The sequence below is a fragment of the Gluconobacter albidus genome (assembly GCF_002005485.1).
Classification (GTDB): Bacteria; Pseudomonadota; Alphaproteobacteria; order Acetobacterales; family Acetobacteraceae; genus Gluconobacter; species Gluconobacter albidus.
Window position 1 is genome coordinate 365,432 of sequence record NZ_CP014689.1, and the last position, 16,640, is coordinate 382,071.

Annotated in this window: 9 protein-coding genes; 2 read left to right on the plus strand and 7 right to left on the minus strand. The window is 63.1% G+C overall.

Annotated features, from left to right (window positions below; translation table 11 throughout):
• Positions 1-8 precede the first annotated feature (8 nt).
• The gene (locus A0U94_RS01525; protein WP_244178041.1) at positions 9-2,162 is read right to left on the minus strand and encodes a TonB-dependent receptor; all 2,154 of its coding nucleotides are present in this window, start codon (positions 2,160-2,162) and stop codon (positions 9-11) included.
• Between the two features lie 358 nt (positions 2,163-2,520).
• On the opposite strand from A0U94_RS01525, the gene A0U94_RS01530 reads away from it, so the two are divergent.
• A complete protein-coding gene (locus A0U94_RS01530; RefSeq protein ID WP_077803782.1) occupies positions 2,521-3,507 on the plus strand; it encodes an N-acetylglucosamine kinase in 987 nt (328 codons plus the stop codon).
• Positions 3,504-4,793, plus strand: coding sequence for a glucose/galactose MFS transporter (gluP, locus tag A0U94_RS01535; RefSeq protein ID WP_062031612.1), 1,290 nt, complete (start codon positions 3,504-3,506; stop codon positions 4,791-4,793). The genes A0U94_RS01530 and gluP overlap by 4 nt, the downstream gene beginning before the upstream one ends.
• A gap of 33 nt (positions 4,794-4,826) precedes the next feature.
• Here gluP and A0U94_RS01540 read toward each other — a convergent pair whose 3' ends face one another.
• From A0U94_RS01540 to A0U94_RS01565, 6 genes are all read right to left on the minus strand, one after another.
• Complete coding sequence (locus tag A0U94_RS01540) at positions 4,827-6,125, minus strand: exo-beta-N-acetylmuramidase NamZ family protein (protein ID WP_077802236.1); 1,299 nt, start codon at positions 6,123-6,125, stop codon at positions 4,827-4,829.
• A 37-nt stretch (positions 6,126-6,162) separates the two neighbouring features.
• Positions 6,163-7,668 (minus strand): D-alanyl-D-alanine carboxypeptidase/D-alanyl-D-alanine endopeptidase, encoded by a 1,506-nt coding sequence (dacB, locus tag A0U94_RS01545; protein WP_167369335.1) that lies wholly within the window; start codon positions 7,666-7,668, stop codon positions 6,163-6,165.
• 111 nt (positions 7,669-7,779) lie between these two features.
• Positions 7,780-10,668, minus strand: a complete 2,889-nt coding sequence (locus tag A0U94_RS01550; RefSeq protein ID WP_077802238.1) for a TonB-dependent receptor plug domain-containing protein — start codon at positions 10,666-10,668, stop codon at positions 7,780-7,782.
• Between the two features lie 206 nt (positions 10,669-10,874).
• On the minus strand, positions 10,875-12,959 hold the full coding sequence (locus tag A0U94_RS01555) for a S9 family peptidase (protein WP_077802239.1): 2,085 nt from the start codon (positions 12,957-12,959) through the stop codon (positions 10,875-10,877).
• A complete protein-coding gene (locus A0U94_RS01560; RefSeq protein ID WP_077802240.1) occupies positions 12,956-14,251 on the minus strand; it encodes a serine hydrolase domain-containing protein in 1,296 nt (431 codons plus the stop codon). Before A0U94_RS01560 ends, A0U94_RS01555 begins: the two co-directional genes overlap by 4 nt.
• Complete coding sequence (locus tag A0U94_RS01565) at positions 14,248-16,635, minus strand: penicillin acylase family protein (RefSeq protein WP_077802241.1); 2,388 nt, start codon at positions 16,633-16,635, stop codon at positions 14,248-14,250. The genes A0U94_RS01560 and A0U94_RS01565 overlap by 4 nt, the downstream gene beginning before the upstream one ends.
• Between the last annotated feature and the right edge of the window lie 5 nt (positions 16,636-16,640).

Consider the following 16,640-nt stretch of genomic DNA (forward strand, 5'->3'; position numbering starts at 1 on the left):
ACATCCGTTCAGAACTCCGAGACGACTGAGAAAAACGTGCCGCGCCGCTGGCCGTACTGGGCCTGATAGATGCCGACGCCGCTGCCATTGCGGAGCTGGTAGCGTTTGTCGAACAGGTTCATGACGTCCGCACGGATTTTGATGTCATGCCCGACCGGGACCTTCGTGAAGGTGTGCTGGTAGCCGATGTTGAAGACGTCGTATTCCGGCTCTTTTTCCAGATTGGCGAAGCCGCTGCGCAGGCCGTAGCCATAGACGAAATCGATATAGGCCATGTCGTGTTTCGTGGTCCAGGATGCACCGGCGGTGGCGGTGAATTCTCCCTGATGGTCGAGCTGGATTGCGTGGTTGCGGATATAGGCGAGTTCCGCCAGATCGAACTGGTACTGCGCCGAATTGATGTCGCGGGCCGAGGTTTTGACGTAAGAAAAATTGCCGAACAGCGACCAAGGGCCGTGGCGCCAGGAGCTGCCCAATTCCGCGCCATAGACGCGGCCGCGTTTGTAGCTGAAGGGGGCGAGGATGACGGCGCGGCCGAACTGTCCGAGATCGGTGAGGTCATGCGCCCATTTGGCGTAGGCGTCGAGCGTGATCTGGAATTCGGGGGTGATGCGCTGGAGGATGCCGCCATCGACGTAATTCGATTTCTCGACTTTCGTGGCGCTGTTGATCGTGTTCGCGGCCGCGTTGGTGGTGCCTGCAAAGCGCGCGAGTGTGGACGGGTAGACGTATTGCGGGGAAGGCGGGGCGAAATAGCGCGAATAGCCGAGATGCAGCGTCGTGGTGCGGCTCGGCTTCCAGACCATGTTCGCGCGTGGGCTTAATTGTCCTTCATTGTCGAAGGACGAGGCGAAGCGGTCGTACCGGATGCCGTAATTGAAGGTCAGGTTGTGGGTGATTTTGTACTCGTCCTGAATATAGGCACCCGCTTCGACGGACCAGTTCCCGGTATTGTCGATCATGCGTTTGGCGATGTCGGACGTCTGGTTCCCGGCCTCGTCCACGGGGAAGGCCAGCGTATTGGTATCCAGACGTTCGGACGTGTACTGCCCCAGCAGACCGGCCCGCAGGGTGTGATGGGGGGCGATATCGTAGGACAGGTCGGCCTGCATGCCGCCGGTCGTGAAGTCGTTGACTTCATGTTCGGAGACGCCCTGATAGATCAGGTCGCGGTCACGGTCCGGGGTGTAGTCGATCCGACCGTAGCGGAAATAGGGTGAGACCTGAAGGTTCAGTTTTTCGGTCGTGCGCTGATAGGACAGCACGGCGTAGTAGTTCTGTTCGGTCTGGCTGTCGTTCAGATTGGCCCAGTTCATGGACGGGTCATGCGGATTGACGCCCGCGACGTTGTACAGGGTCGTGTAGTCCGGGCTGGTCGTATCGAATGTCTTGAACGAGTTGGGGATTTGGAAATCCGCGTAGGAGGCGCTCGTCAGCAGCGTGATGCGGCTTGCGTCGTCGAGATGGTAGGACAGATACGCGAAGGCTTTTTCCTGTTCTGTCACGTCATGAATGGCGCGGAACGTGTTGCTCGGGTTTTCGATGCCGATATTGTTGCGGGTGAAGGACAGGGTGGTGAAATAGTCCAGTTTTCCATGCTGGCCGCCAAACTGCACGGACGGGACGAACGTGTTGTAGCTGCCGCCGTACAGCGAGACCTGATTGTGTTTGAGGCTGTCTCCTGTCTTGGTCGTGACGTCCACCACGCCTGCGGTGCGGAAGCCGAACTGGGCGGGCAGCGTGCCCGTCAGCAGGTCCACGGACTGGATGATGCGGGTGTCGAGTTCCTGTCCGAAACCGTTCAGCCCTTCCGGCAGCAGCACGCCGTTGACGCGGTAGGTCAGGCCGCCATGTTCGCCGCGGACATGGACCTCGCCGTAGCTGTCGAGAACGACGCCGGGGACGCGGAGGAGGATCTGGCTGAAGGCCGCGTTCTGGCCGCCAGGGGTGGTGGTGATCTGGCGCTGGTCGATGGTGTAGTCCACGGCGCCGAGACCGGGGAAAATGCGCGCGCGTTCGCTGTTGAGATGCCCGACGACGCTGATGTGTTCGGAAGGGGCGGGTTTTTTCGCCGGATCGGCTTTTTTGATGGTCCGGGATTTGTGTCCGGGCAGGATGTCGTTTGCGAAGCCTGTCCCGATGAGGGTCAGGCTGACGGCCATCCATCCGCAGGTCCGGAAGCATTTTCGGTGCGATAGTAAACTGATCATGTTATAGTATTTGCTATATTTGTTGGAATGCATGCGGGCGGCCTGCGGCGTGGGGTTTAGCCACCCGGAATCAGGGGGCAGCGTCAGACTTAAAGCATCAGCGTTATGATATGCAATATGCTATATCAATCAGCATAGGGTCTGTCAGAGGACTAATCGAAGGATCGGGAGAGGCTGGAACTGAAAAGCCTCTGTCAGGGCGGCCTGAAAAGCGGTAAAAATCATTACGATGCTGGATATGCGATCATTCGTCCGCCATGCTCGCCCGTCTTTCTTTCTGCCTCTGTTGTCTCAAGCGAAGCGTCAAAACATGACAGTCTCTTCTCCGGTCCCACACCCTCATCATCAGCCCTGCATCGCCGCCATAGACGGGGGGGGAACAAAGACGCTTCTGGCGGTTCTGGGCAGGGACGGATCGCTGGGGCCTGTGCTTCGGGGGAAAGGGTCCAATCCGTTTGACCAGACCGGCTGGCAGGAAGTGTTGCAGTCTTTGCTGGGGCAGCTTCCCTCCACCACGGCGGCGCTGTCTCTGGGGCTTGCGGGGTATGAAGAGACGCGGGTTCTGGGGCGTGAACAGATGGAGGTTGTGGGGAGCGCCTTTGCAGGGTCCTTCAGCATCTGCAGCGATGTGGAGATGGCCTGTACCGGGGCTTTCGCGGGAGCTGCCGGGGTTCTGGTCCTGTCGGGTACGGGGTCGGTGGCCTGGGCTACGGATGGCCGGGGCGGTCAGGTCAAGATTGGTGGATGGGGTGGCCTGTTCGGGGACGAGGGCAGTGGGTTCTGGATCGGGCGTCAGGCGCTGGCGCTGCTGACGGCGCTTCTGGATGGACGCAATCAGACGGATCATGCGTTTTTCGCGCCGTTTGCAACCGCAATGGGGCTTCCGACTGAAAAAGAGGCGTGTGGGACAGCGCTTCTGGAATGGTATGGGACGCTGCGTCATCCGAGGGCCAGTGTTGCGGCTCTGGCGCGGATTGTTTCGGATCTGGCCGAGGACGGGCTGGAACCGGCCCGACGCCTGATGCGTGAGGCAGCGGGTCATCTCTGTGCTCATATCGAGGCGGCCCAGCGCCATTTTCCCGAAACATCGCTGCTGTGGAGTTATGCGGGGGGAACGTTCCAGAGCCGGTTTTTGCAGGAAGGCGTCGCCGTTCGGCATGGTGCGCCTGTATCGCCGCGTCTTCCGCCTGTCGGAGGTGGGCTGCTCAGTGCCGCGCGTCTGGCCGGGTGGGACGTGGATGATGCGTGGATTGAGCGCGTGTCCGTTGCACTGCGTGATGCGGGGCTGACGTCGTGACGGCTCCTGTCCAGTCCGGCAGGGGGCTGACCGGGGATTATGGACTGGCGCCGCTGGGTGTGGCGGCGGCCATTTTCTTCATCATGGGTTTTGTAACCTGGATGAACGGTCCGCTGATTTCGTTCGTGCGCGTTGCGTTTGATCTGAGCGATACGAGCGCCTTTCTCGTGCCGATGGTGTTCTATTTTTCGTATTTCCTGTTTTCCCTGCCTGCGTCTTTTCTGGCGCGGAAGCTGGGTCTGCGCAGGGGGCTGGCTGTTTCGCTCGTGTTGTGTGCGGCGGGCGTGGCGCTGTTCGGGCAGTTCATTGCCATGCGTCTTTATGGGGGTGCCCTGACCGGGTTGCTGGTGATGGGGGCGGGGCTGTCTCTGATGCAGGTGGTCATCAACCCGCTGGTCAGTTTGCTGGGGCCGTCCGAGCGGGCGTCGCAGCGCATCGCCATCATGGGGGTGTGCAACAAATGCGCGGGAATTCTGGCCCCGATCGTTCTGGCGACCGTGGTGATGGGCGATATTGGGACGCTGTCCCAGCGGGCGCAGGAGACGACGGACCCTGTGGCGCGCAACGCGCTTCTGTCGGGATTCGTGCATGCGATTTACGCGCCTTACATGACGATGGCGGTTGTTCTGCTGCTGACGGCCATCGGCGTGGCGCTCTGCCCGCTTCCGGATTTGCAGGCGCCAGCCCTGCCGGGACCTCTGGAGGGGAGCCGGCGTATTTTCCGGCCGCATCTGGTGTTCGGGATTATCGTGATGTTTTTGTATGTCGGCGTGGAAGTCATGGCCGGGGACGCCATTGGGACCTATGGGCAGGGTTTTGGCCTGCCGCTGAGCCAGACACGCTTTTTCACGTCCCTGACGCTGGCCGGAATGCTGGGGGGATATATTCTCGGGTTTCTGGTCGTGCCGCGGCTCGTGACGCAGGAGCGGCTCATGGAACTGGCCTGTCTGCTGGGAGGTGGGCTGACGGTCGCGGCGTTTCTGACGCAGGGATATGTTTCGGTTCTGTGCGTGGCGTTGCTGGGGGCGGCTAATGCCATGCTGATGCCCTCGATTTTCCCGATCGCCATCCGGGGTGCGGGGGCGTGGACGCCGCTCGCATCCGCACTGCTGGTCATGGCGTATAGTGGCGGGGCGATCATTCCGCAGATTTATGTCCTTCTCAAGCCGTTCGTCGGCTTTCAGGGCATGTTCGCCCTGCTGGTTCTGCCGTCTTATCTGGCGCTGCTGCTATATGCCCGGCGGTATGGCCGGACCGGGCTTCTGCCACTGGATCAGGGGCGATAAGGCGTCGTGGAGAGCGTTGGGGGAGGCGTGGCGTCAGTAGAGCAGGAACGGGCGGCGTTGCCGCGTGAACGCTTCGGCATCCGGTTTCCAGCCTGCCATGATCTCGGTGACTGACACGTTCCGGGAAAGCTGCTGGCGCAGGGTGTTGCTGCCGGCGAGGATGTCGAAGGTTGCGCCGGATTTTCTCCAGATCGGGCGGTCAGATATTTTCAGGACGCTTTGAAGCAGGGTTACGCCTGTCAGCAATGGATCGAAGGATTTGCGGTCCGTGATGGCGAGCTGAAGCCCGTGGCATAGCTGGCCTTTCGCGACGTCCGCTGTGGGTGTGAACCAGTCTTCGCGAAACATGCATCCCGGCAGGGCGGCGTCGTTGAGGCTGTCTACCCAGCGGGTCGCGTCCAGATCGGGCGCGCCGAGTGTGAGGAAGGGCGATGCTGTCCCGCGGCCGACCGAGAGGGTTGTGCCTTCGAACAGGCAGGTCCCCGGATAGGCGAGGGCTGTGGTTATGTCGGGCATGTTGGGGCTTGGGGGCACCCAGACGAGATCGGTTTCGTCCAGATACAGATCCCGCCGCCAGCCGCTCATGGGAATGACGCTGAGTTGGGCGGGACGTCCTGCCTGTTGGGGCACGAACTGGCTGTTGAACAGGCGTGCGAGTTCGCCCACGCTCATGCCGTGTCTCAGAAGAAGCGGAACCCTGCCCACGAATGAAGAAAAGGCCGGGTCGAGGCTGGGGCCGCTGGGATGCAGGCCCGTGATGGGGTTGGGTCTGTCCAGCACCATGAACGCGATGCCGCAGCGGGCGCAGGCGGCGAGGGCGTCGAACATGGACCAGATATAGGTGTAGAACCGGGCGCCGATATCCTGAATGTCGAAGACGAGAAGGTCGATATCCGCAGATTTCAGAAGCGCATCCAGCTTCGGGCCGGAGAGCGTGTACATGTCATAGACGGGGATGCCGGTGCGGGGGTCGATGCTTTTCGTTTCGGCATGACCCGCCTGTGCCGATCCGCGAAATCCGTGTTCCGGTCCGAAAATGGCTTTCAGGTTGACGCCCGGGGCGGCGTGCAGACGGTCTGCGATGTGGCGCAGATGACGGTCCACGCTTGTGGGGTTGGCGATCAGGCCCAGTTTCCGGCCTTTGAGGGCCTGATAACCATCGGCTTCGAGGACGTCGTAGCCGGTTCGGACTTTGGCTGGAGAGAGACATCCGGCGGCCAGTCCCGAAGCGGTTGCCCATGATGTGGCTGCAGTTCCCGCGCACAGGCCCATGAAGGTGCGGCGGCCGAGGGGCGTTTTCCGGGCGGGGGACGCGGAAAGAGGGTGGGGCATGTGAGACGGGCTCCCGGGATTTGTTATGCGACTTGCACTATTCGGCTTTGGCGACGGCGGTGACGAGATCATCCATGATTCTGGTCGGATGCGGCAGGTCGTCCGGGATGTCGTTTGCGAAGATGGCGATCAGGAGCATCTGGCCCCGCGTGGTCCGAAGATAGCCGGACAGGGAATGCGTGGCGGCGAGGGTGCCGGTTTTTGCGTGCAGATGATCGGCGACCGGGGTGCCGATGAAGCGGTGCGCCAGCGTTCCATCCTGTGCTGCGAGAGGAAGGTCGTCGCGCCAGTTTTTGCCCCAGGGCTGTTGGTCCGCGAGACGGAGAAGCTGGATGACACTCTGGGGTGTGACGCGGTTGTAGGGAGACATTCCCGAGCCGTCGTAAAGCGCGACGCCTGCGGCAGACAGGCCCAGAGCAGTCAGAACCCTGCTGCGTTCCGCGAGGCCATCCTGGACTGACCCGTTTCCGTGCACGAGCGCCAGACGGCGCAGAATGAGTTCGGCATGGAGGTTCTGGCTGACTTTGAGCAGGTGACGGATGTCGTCTTTCAGATCCGGGGCGGGCAGGGTGGCGAGGATGCTTGCGTCTGCTGTGGGCGTATCAGGGGTGGTTTTCGTCAGACGGTGTCGGACCTGCACCGTCTGCACCCGGATGCCTGCGTCGCGCAGCAGGGATCTGAAGTGACGGGCGGTTGAGAGGGCCGGGTCGTCCAGACCGATTTTCAGTGTCTGGACGGGGGCGGTGAGCGGGAGTGCCCCTGTCAGAACGACGCGGTTGTCGCCGGGCTTTTTTTCAAGGCTCAGTCCGGGTTTGCCGTCCGGGACCGTCAGGGCCTGATTGAGCAGGGACAGTCCTTCTTCAGGTGCTGACCAGTGGGCGGTTGGGCGGTCGCCGGGATGGGTTCCGGGCTGGACGGTCAGTTCAGCGGTGTTGTCGTTCAGCGTCAAGGCCGAGACGGCGGTGCCCCACTGGGTTGGAAGGTTGTTCCAGCTCCATCCGTCGCCCCAGCGTTCGTCGGCGAAAAGCCGGTCATCGGCGATGATGGCGTGGATATGTCTGAGGCCCTTCGCGGAGACGAAATCCGCCAGCGTTTTCAGGCAGTCGGTTTTGCAGGGAGCGTCATCCGACAGGACGGCATCGCCCGAGCCGCGCAGGATGAGGTCCGGTGCTCCGTGTTGGCGGCGGACGAGCAGGAGCGTCGTGGGGTGTGCGGCTGCCGCGTGGTCCAGTTCTGCAAGCTCGGCCATGGCGGCGGCTGTTGTGAACAGTTTGGTGTTTGAGGCTGGGATGAAGCGTCCTCTGGCGTTGCGGGAGAACAGGATTTTTCCGTCCTGGGTGGCAATGACGATGCCCCATCGGACGCCCTGATCCTGCGAGGGTTGCAGGATGGGAGAGAGTTGCTTCGCAAGGGCATGCTGGCCGAGCGGGGGCGGGGTGCTCTGGACGGCGCAGGCACTCAGGAGGACGAGCAGTCCGGCGGCGGTGCGGGAGAGCAGCTTGTGGAAGAGCCGGGGCAAACGCTGCGGAAGATAACTGGACATCTGATGCATGAAGGCCCTGGCTGAGTGGGATTGGAAGCTGAAAAGACATGAGGCTGCCTGTGTCGGGGAGACAGGCAGCCTCGTAGGCAGGTCAGGTGCGGAAAGGCTGGCTCAGAACTCCATGCGGATACCGCCGCGATAGGCCCGGCCCAGCAGGTTGCTGTAGGTTTCGTCGGCTTCGAGCCCGCCTTCCGGCAGCAGGATCGGGGATGTGTTTGCGAGGTTGGTGACGGTCAGGAAGAGCTGCATCTTGCCGATTTTCTCGACCGGCAGATTGTAGGTCGCGTTCATGTCGAAGTAGAAAATGCCCGTGACGCGGTTGTTGTTGATCGTGGGATAGTTGGCGTTATACGCCGGGCATGTTCCGGAGCACTGGATGTAGCTGTTGGAATAGTTGCCGGCGCTGATGCCATGGGCGATGGCCGTGAGGCTGTAGCGGGCCGTGCTGTAGGTGGCAGAGAAACGGTAGATCCAGCGCGGCGGCCCGGAAGAGATGTCGCCCGATGTGTCGACCGTGTAGCCCACGCCGGAGTCCGAGACATATTTCAGGTAGTTCGTGGCCTGACCATGGATGGTGATCTTGCCGTCGGCGTCGCGCAGCAGGCGGCGGAGCGGGAAGGTGTAGGAGGCGTCGATGTCGATGCCGCTGGTTTCGAGCTTGGCGAAGTTGAAGGGTGAGGCGTTGATCAGGAGATCGCGCGTGCCCGTCGGGTCGGGGCGGATGGCCGAGCAGAACGTGGTGTAGCCCGAGTAACATTCATTGATGATGGACTGCGGATAGAACTGCTGGATCGCGTTCTTGATCTTGGTGTGGAACCAGTCGACCGAGATGGCCATACCGGGCACGTATCGCGGCGTGATGACAGCGCCGACGACGGTCGTATTGGCCGTCTCGGGGCGCAGTCTGGTGTTGCCGGTTGTGGTGGCAAGAACGGTGTTCGTCAGGCCCGTTGCCGGATTAAGCACGCTTGTCGTCTGGGACGTTCCGGCGTTGTAGAGTTCGTTGATGTTGGGCGCGCGGATGTCATGCGACTGCGTGGCGCGGAACAGCACGTCCCGGACCGGCTGCCAGGTGCCACCGATTTTCCATGTCGTGACATAGCCGGAGGTCGAGTAGTCCGTTCCGCGGACAGCGCCGTTGAAAGACAGGCCCTTCGCGAGTGGCACCGCGGTTTCGAGATAGGCTTCCTTGACGTTGTAATGGCCGAATGTCGGGCGGTAATTGCCGACGGACCAGCCCGACTGGTATTCGGTCGGGACATATCCTGAAGAGCGTTCGTCACGATATTCGCCGCCGACGGCCACGTTCACGTCGCCTGCCCATGTTGCGAACGGGATCGTTGAGAGGTTCACGCCCGAGACGATTTCCTGGAACCGCTGGTCGCGCCACGGGGCGTCGAGGACGTATCCGATGGATGAGGAAGACATGACGCCCGTTCCCAGCCAGTCGATCGGGGAGCAGCCATTGCCCGGATTGGTCAGGGATGAGCGGCAGACGATCTGTCCGGCGGAGTTGCGCACGGCGTCAGTCGCATTGGCGATTTTTGCCGTGTTCATGACGTTATAGATCTGCTCGTGCGTATGGGTGACGCCATACTGGCCATAGGCGCTCCATGAGGCGCGTTTGCCGAACATCTCGAAATTGCCTTCGCCGCCGAAGGTGTAACGCTGGACGTTGCGCAGGTTGTCGGTCCGGCGATAGGGCATGTCGAGCGCGGTCGTACCGACGGTGACGTTCGAGACGTTCTGAAGGGCTGCTGCGCCGAGCGCATCGACAAGATAGGGGTTGGTCCCTTTCAGGGACACCGAGCTGATATACTGGGGGCCTGAATTGTAGACGTATTCGCTCTCGTTATAGGCGCCTTCCGCATACAGGGTCATCCAGGGCGCGACGTCGTAGCTCAGGCGTCCGAAGAGATTTTTGCGGTCGCTCTGGGGCTCCAGGCCGATGTTCTTGTTGTTGTTGGCGAGGTTCTGGTCGCCGCCGACCGAGACACTGGACGTTGAGAACGAGCCGTAGTTGTAATGATTGACGCTGCCGCCGGGGCCAAAATAGATCCCGCGCAGGGAGTTGGCCACGCCGCCCGTGGAGGCGTTGATGATGCCGCCGGGCATGACGTTGTTGGTGCCTGCATTGCTGACGCGGAGGTAATAGGGCTGGCCGTTTCCTGCGACATAGTCGGGATTGGCGACGATGCGGCTGCCGTTCACGTTCCAGCTACGGGAGACGTGGAAAATGCCGTCCTGATGGGCGATGTCGCCGCTGAGCAGGACATGGCCTTTTCCGTGAGCGAAGCCGAAGCCACCGGCGATGGCGGCGTGTTCGTTCTCACCGTCGCCATAGTCCGAAATGCCGGAATCTGCGCTGACTTTCAGGCCCGTATAGGTTTTGTCGAGTACGAAGTTCGTGACACCTGCGACGGCATCGGAGCCGTACTGCGCGGACGCACCGCCCGTCACGACGTCCACGCGTTTGACGAGCTGCTGGGGGATTGTGTTGATGTCGACGATGCCGGTGATGGCGGAAGGCGTGATCCGGCGGCCATCCATCAGCACGAGGGAGCGGACGGGGCCGAGATTGCGCAGGTTGAGCGCGTTGATGCCAGCCGTGCCGTCACTCAGCGAATAGGCGGAGTTCTGGGGCGTCTGGCTGCCTGCGAACTGGGGCATCTGGTTGATCAGATCGGCGAGGTTGTTGCTCGGCGCCTGGTTCAGGATTTCCTGCTGGTTGAGGGAGCTTATGGGGGTCGGGGACTTGATGTGCGAGTTCGCGATGTGACTGCCCGTAACAGTAATGACTTCCCGGTTGGAGTCGGTCTGCTTCTGTGTCTTTTTGTGACTTGCAGCAGGCTTCGAAGACTGGGAAGATGCCGCCTTGGAATGGGCGGGATCTGTCACTGTTGCAGCTGCGCAGGCCTGCTGCGGCATCAGGAATGCTGCGCCCGATGACAGGGCCGCAAAGGACAGGAAATAAGACTTCAGGGGCAGTCTGGCCGTCATACCCTTGTTCCCTCGATAAGCGCCGGTGGGCGGTGATGTTTCGGTTTCGAATTAATATGCATGTCTGTCATGCATGCGTCGATTTCGAAACTGCGCGCGCCATATAACCCGAAGTTATGTGCGCGCCATCCCCTGACGTTTCATGAGGGCAACATTTCCCGGATGAGGGGCATGGGGTGGTTCCGAGGTCCCATCCGGCAGGAAGGTCAGTGAGGCTGGACGTCCAGCTTTGCGTCAAGGAAATGCAGCGTCCACAGATAGGCCTGCAACCAGTCCTGTGTTCGCAGGAAGGCGTGGCGTTCACCGGGGAAGACGTGATCTTCAAACGGAATGTTCCGCTCCACGAGCATGCGGGCCAGAAGGACGGACTGTTCGAATTCGACGTTGAAGTCGTCATCGCCGTGGATCAGCAGGACGGGTGAGCGCCAGTGGGCGATGTCGGCGATCGGGGAGGAGCGCCACTCGCTGTCCTTTTCCCGCTGTTTTTCTTCGGGGGAAAGGCCGGAATGATCTGGCTCCGTCATGTCATGGACGCCGTGGAAATCTGCACCTGCTATGAACAGGTCGCTGTTGCGGGCCAGGGCGAGGGCGGTCAGATAGCCGCCCCAGCTTCCGCCCCAGATGCCGATCTTGCCGGGGACCACATCGGAGCGGCTGCGCAGGAACAGTCCGGCTGCGTGAACGTCTTTGTATTCGCTCGCACCTGCACGGCCGATTCCGGGGGCGGTCCGGAAGTCTACGCCGTAGCCGGTGCCGCTGCGGTAATTGACGGCCAGCACGACATATCCGCGCGATGCCAGAAACTGGTTCATGGCATAGGCATTGGAATAATAGCCCATCGGATTGAAGGCCGGGAGCATCTGGCGGCGGGGGCCGCCATGCACGAAGACCAGCGCGGGATGCGGGCCGGGTGTTCCGGCGGGCGGCAGGAACAGTTGTCCGTGAATGTCGCGGCCGTCCTCGCTGCGGAAATGGACGACCTGAGGGTGTGTGAATGTGAAGCCGTTCGGGGCGGCGGGGGTTATGGGGAGGTGCCGGACAGTGTTCTGGAGCACGACCGGATGGGCGGGATGGTCTGTGCTGGTGGCCATCATGGCGATGGCCGGTCCCGCCCGTGTGAGGTCCATGACCTGTTCGTTGGGTGCGCTGAGGGCTACGGGCTGGCTGTTATCGAGGGGCTGGGACCAGGCGCGCCAGTGATCCGGATCGCCGATATTGGCCGTGTAGAGGAGGCGTGTTTCATCCGCTGACAGACGGTAGGATGCGATTTCGGCCTGATCCGGCGTCAGGCAGCGTGGTGTTGCGCCAGAGCCAGAGGTGACGCTGAGGGCGCAGAGGCGCAGCCAGCCGCTGCCTTCCCAGGGGAACAGGAGCTGTCCGCTGCGGGTCCATGTCAGGTCCATGCCTTCGGGCGCCCAGAAGCGGTTTCCCGTGCCTTCCGGTGCGGTCCAGAGCGTGTGCTCCGCGCCGGAGGCGGTGTCATAGACCTGCAGGGACCAGAAATGTCCCTTGCCGCGTTCGGCCGTCATCAGGGGGTGATAGGCCCGGACGAAGGCGATGGCACGGCCGTCTGGCGAGAAGGTCGCGTTCTGGTCGTGGCCCAGTGCGGCGGGCAGGAACATGGGTGCGGCGCTGCTGTTTCTGACGTCCCAGAGCGCGATCAGGCTGTGGGAGCCACGGTCGATTTCGAGCGCGAGGCGGCGGCTGTCCGGAGACCAGTGCAGGGCGGTGACCTCGCCCGGCGTGGTCATGACCACACGCGGCGTCTGGCCCGGCTGTCCAACCAGAAGGGCACCGCCGCGCATGAAGGCCAGCAGGCGTCCGTCCGGGGAAAAGACGGGGCTGTGTCCTTCTCCGGCGGTGGTGGTCCGGCCATCGGGCAGGAGGACACGCACGGTTTCCTTGCCCGGTATGGCCGCGTTGCCGGCATTGGGGGCGTGGTCGTTGGGATATTCCGCATCGCCGCCTTCGACGAAGGCCAGTGTCCGCCCGTCCGGGCTGAGGGCAAGGCCCCACAGATCGGTCCCGTCATCCTGCGTATAGGCCGTGACCCGGCGGGGGGCAGCGCCTCCGTCCGAGATCAGGATGTTGCGGATGCCGTCCCGACGTTCGACCCAGGCCAGACGCGCTGATTTCGCAGCGCCGGTCAGGCCGTTGGCGTAGGGCATGGCCAGAAGGGCACCCAGTTGGGTTTTGTCCTGCATGGGGGCGGCGTTTGCGCCGGAGACTGCGCCAGAGACTGTGGTGGCGAGGAGCGCCGAGGCGGCGAGGAGGGACAGGCGAAGGGTCATGGAATGTCTTTCCCGGCTCCGGCGAGGGCTGTGAAGATCTCTTCCTCGACACGGGTGAATGATGAATAGGTGCCCGGACGTTCCAGTCCGGCGTCGGGGAAGCCGTCTGCGGCGAACAGGAAGCCGTCGCCGGTTGCGGGGTCGTACCAGAAGCCCGAATGCAGCGAATAGGCATCCCCGAGATGACCGGCCAGATCGCCCGAATAGCCTTTATAGGGCCGGGTTTCGCGGCCCGAAGGATCCCGCGCTCCGGTCAGTCGGGCCATGCTCAGGCCGTAGCTGGCGATCGGGTAGGGGCAGTCGCCGTTCTTTCCGTCATACTGCCAGGTGGGGGTCTGCATCAGGGCGATGCTGTGGGCCGAAAGCAGCGTCCTGCCGTCCAGCGTGCCGTGGCCGAGCATGAAGCGGGCCAGCCGGGTCAGCCCTTCCATGGAAATACGCAGGCCGCCCTGGGGGGAAAACAGCGTGCCGTTGGTTCCGGGCGTGTAGGGGGCGAGGGAGGCGGCGCTCCAGCTTGGGGTCAGGGGCTGGGTGTCGGTTTCTGCCTCCCATCCTTTGGGCTGGTGGCTGTAGAGCGTGGCGAGGCGTTCGGGGTGGGGCAGGGCCGTGCGGTTATAGCCGCCGTCGATCCCGAGGGGGGCCAGCACATGCGTCTGCTGGTAGCGGTCGAAGCGTTCGCCGCTGACGCGCTCCATGATCGTGCCGATGAGGCCGTAGCAGAGATTGCAGTAGCTGAACCATGTGCCCGGCGCGTGTCCGTCGCCGTGAGCGAAATGGTAGCCGGGGTCGCCGGGTTTGCGGGTGGTGTCGAAGAACGTGCTGATTTTCTGGTCAGGAGGGAGCGTGTAACTGTCGGCGTCGCGGATGCTGGAAGTGTGGTTGAGCAGCATCCGCACCGTGATGGGTGCCTGGGGGAAATCCGGGTTACGGAGCCGGAAGCCCAGATAGTCCGAGGCATCGTGATCGAGGTCGATCTTGCCCTGCTCGACCAGTTCCATCAGCCCGATCGTCGTGACGACTTTCGAGATTGAGGCGATGCGAAAGAGGGTCTGTGCTCCGACGGGAACCGTTCCGTCCGGGGTGCGTCGTGCAAATCCACCGTAATAGCTGTAGGCGACGCGACCGTGCCGCAGACGGACGGCGGCGATGGCGGCCAGCGGACGGACTTCGCCCTGTGTCAGGATGCGATCCAGCGCGTGGGTGGTTTCGGTGGCGGACTGGGCGTGTGTCTGGGCGTGTGCTGCGGATGACAGGACGGCGATGGCGGCGAGTGTGAGGCGCCTGACGGTCATGGTTGGGCCTCAGGCCGCAGCGTGATGCGGCGGACCGCGGCGGCATCGACACTGTGGGGACTGAAGGACAAAGGCTGCATGGCGCCGCGCAGCCAGACGGGCAGGAAATCGGCGTAATGCGGCGATTTCGGATCGGCGGACTGCCCGGGGAAGTTGAGATACAGCGAGCGGTCCCAGTGGCCGACGTCACACACCATCAGATAGCTGGCACCTCCGGTCGTGGCATAGGCGTCGGTCCCCCCAGTCTGGGGGCTGTACCAGCGGGCCATGACGGTATAGGGGTCGCCGCCGCTCTGGGCGGAAGGGCCGCCGACCGTGGGGAAAGCCGCCGCGATTGCAGGGACGGAAGCGAGCGGATGACGCAGCGTGATGGTATGGAGTGCCCCCCAGCGCCATGCGGCGGGGAGCGGGCCGAGGCGCTTCCGCAACTCCTGAACGGCTTCCCGGAACTGTTCGACGAGCATCCTGTTCCGCGCGCTCACCGGATCTGCGCCAAAGCGGGCATCGGGAGACTGGAATAGGGAGAGCTGAACCGTGGCGTTCACGGGGCCCGGCAGTAGGTCGTGCAGGGCGGCCGGAATGATGAGCGCGTGCAGGGCGCGTTCGAGCCGGGTCCACCAGACTTCATACAGCGCGGCTGCCGCGCTTGAAGCATCCACACGACCGTTCCATGCTTTGAGCACTGCGGCCTCTGCGGCAAGGTCGGGCGGAACGTCGGGCAGGAGCCGGACCATATGCAGGGCCAGCACGGAGAATGTGTCGTGTTGCAGGGCTACGCTGTCGGCGAGGGTCGCACGTGGGGTTGCATCCAGCATCTGGGCCACGCGCTCGTGTCGGAAGCCGTCACGCCATTCGAAGCTGACGCGCCGTTCCTCCACCGGATAGCCGGGGGGCAGGTTCATTTCATTCGACGTTCCGAACCAGCCGCGTGCGGGATTGAAGCTGCTGGGCAGGGCTTCGAGCGGCTGAAGGCCCTGCCAGTCATACCGCCCGTCTCCCGGTGCGGGCATCAGCCCGTCATGTCCCGGCGCACGACGCGGCAGACCGCCTGCGGCCTGCCAGCCGATATTGCCGCTGGTATCGGCATAGGTGAAATTGGTCGGGCTGGTATGGACGCGCAGGGCTTCGCGGAAGCTGGGCCAGTCATGGGCCAGATTGATCCCGATATTCGCCAGAAGGCCGTTCGCACCGGGGGCGAGCCAGGTGGCGGAGACTGCCGTGGCGCGGTTGCGTGCCGGATCGCGCGAGACGACCGGCCCGTGCACGGAATAGAACAGGCTCACCACGCGCTCGGCCTCGCCACGGACTGCAATCCGCGTTTCGACCTGTTCCATGCGTTTCCAGCCGCTCTGATGGGCATAAAGCAGCGGGTCGGTGGGGTTGGTGCGCAGGATGAACAGGTCTTCCTGATCGATATGGAAATTCGTCCGGCCGAAGGCGATCGTCGCGTTATGACCCTGCATGACGCCGGGCATGCCCGCGCCTCCGCCGCCGATCACATCCAGCCCCGGCGCCGTCAGATGGATGACGTGACGCGGGCCGGGCACGCCGAAGGACAGATGCGGGTCGTTGGCCAGAATGGGACGGCCGGTTGCGGTGCGGGAGGGGGCGATGACCCAGGCATTACTGCCCTCATTCCGCTGTCGCGTGCCGTCATCGGCTGCGGCGCGGATGTCGTGGCGGGGCAGCGGGGCCTGAAGCACGCCGAACAGTCCGAGATCGGCTTCGCTGATGGCGGCTGTGTCCAGACCATCCGGCACCCGCAGGTCATGGACGGGTTCCAGCGGCGTGATGAGGGCGTCGTAAGCCAGTGCTCCACGAGCGGCCAGTCGGGCGCGGCGGATTTCGGTGCGGGTGTTGCCGGTAACTTCGGCGCGGATGCGGATCAGGTCCAGCACATCCCAGTGCAGGGGTGTGGTGGCGAAAATGCCGAATTCCGGAGGCAGGAGGGCGGGTGTTGCGCTGACTTCCGCGATGCGCGCATTGATCCCGGCGACATAGGCGCGGGCGCAGTCCTGGGTCAGTTGAGGAAAGGCCGCGAGTTCGTGCTCGGCATCGCCGCGGAACAGCAGCAGCCGGTTGGCCGTGTCGGAAGGCAGGAAGGCCGGGCCGAAGACTTCCGCCAGACGCCCCAGAGACTGGCGATGGCCGAAATCCAGCTCCCACAGGCGATCGCGGGCGATCAGATAGCCGTCTGCAAAATAGGCGTCGGGGATGCTCTGGGCGCGGACATGGGGGACGCCCCAGCGGTCTTCCAGAATTTCGACCGGCTGGCCGAGGCCTGCCAGCCCCTGAAGAGGCGCTGCGGCACGGGCTTTGCGTCCCGGCGCGGACAGGGTGGCGGCGACGCCGCCAAGAAGAACCGTGCGGCGGGTGGCCTGCATAAGAG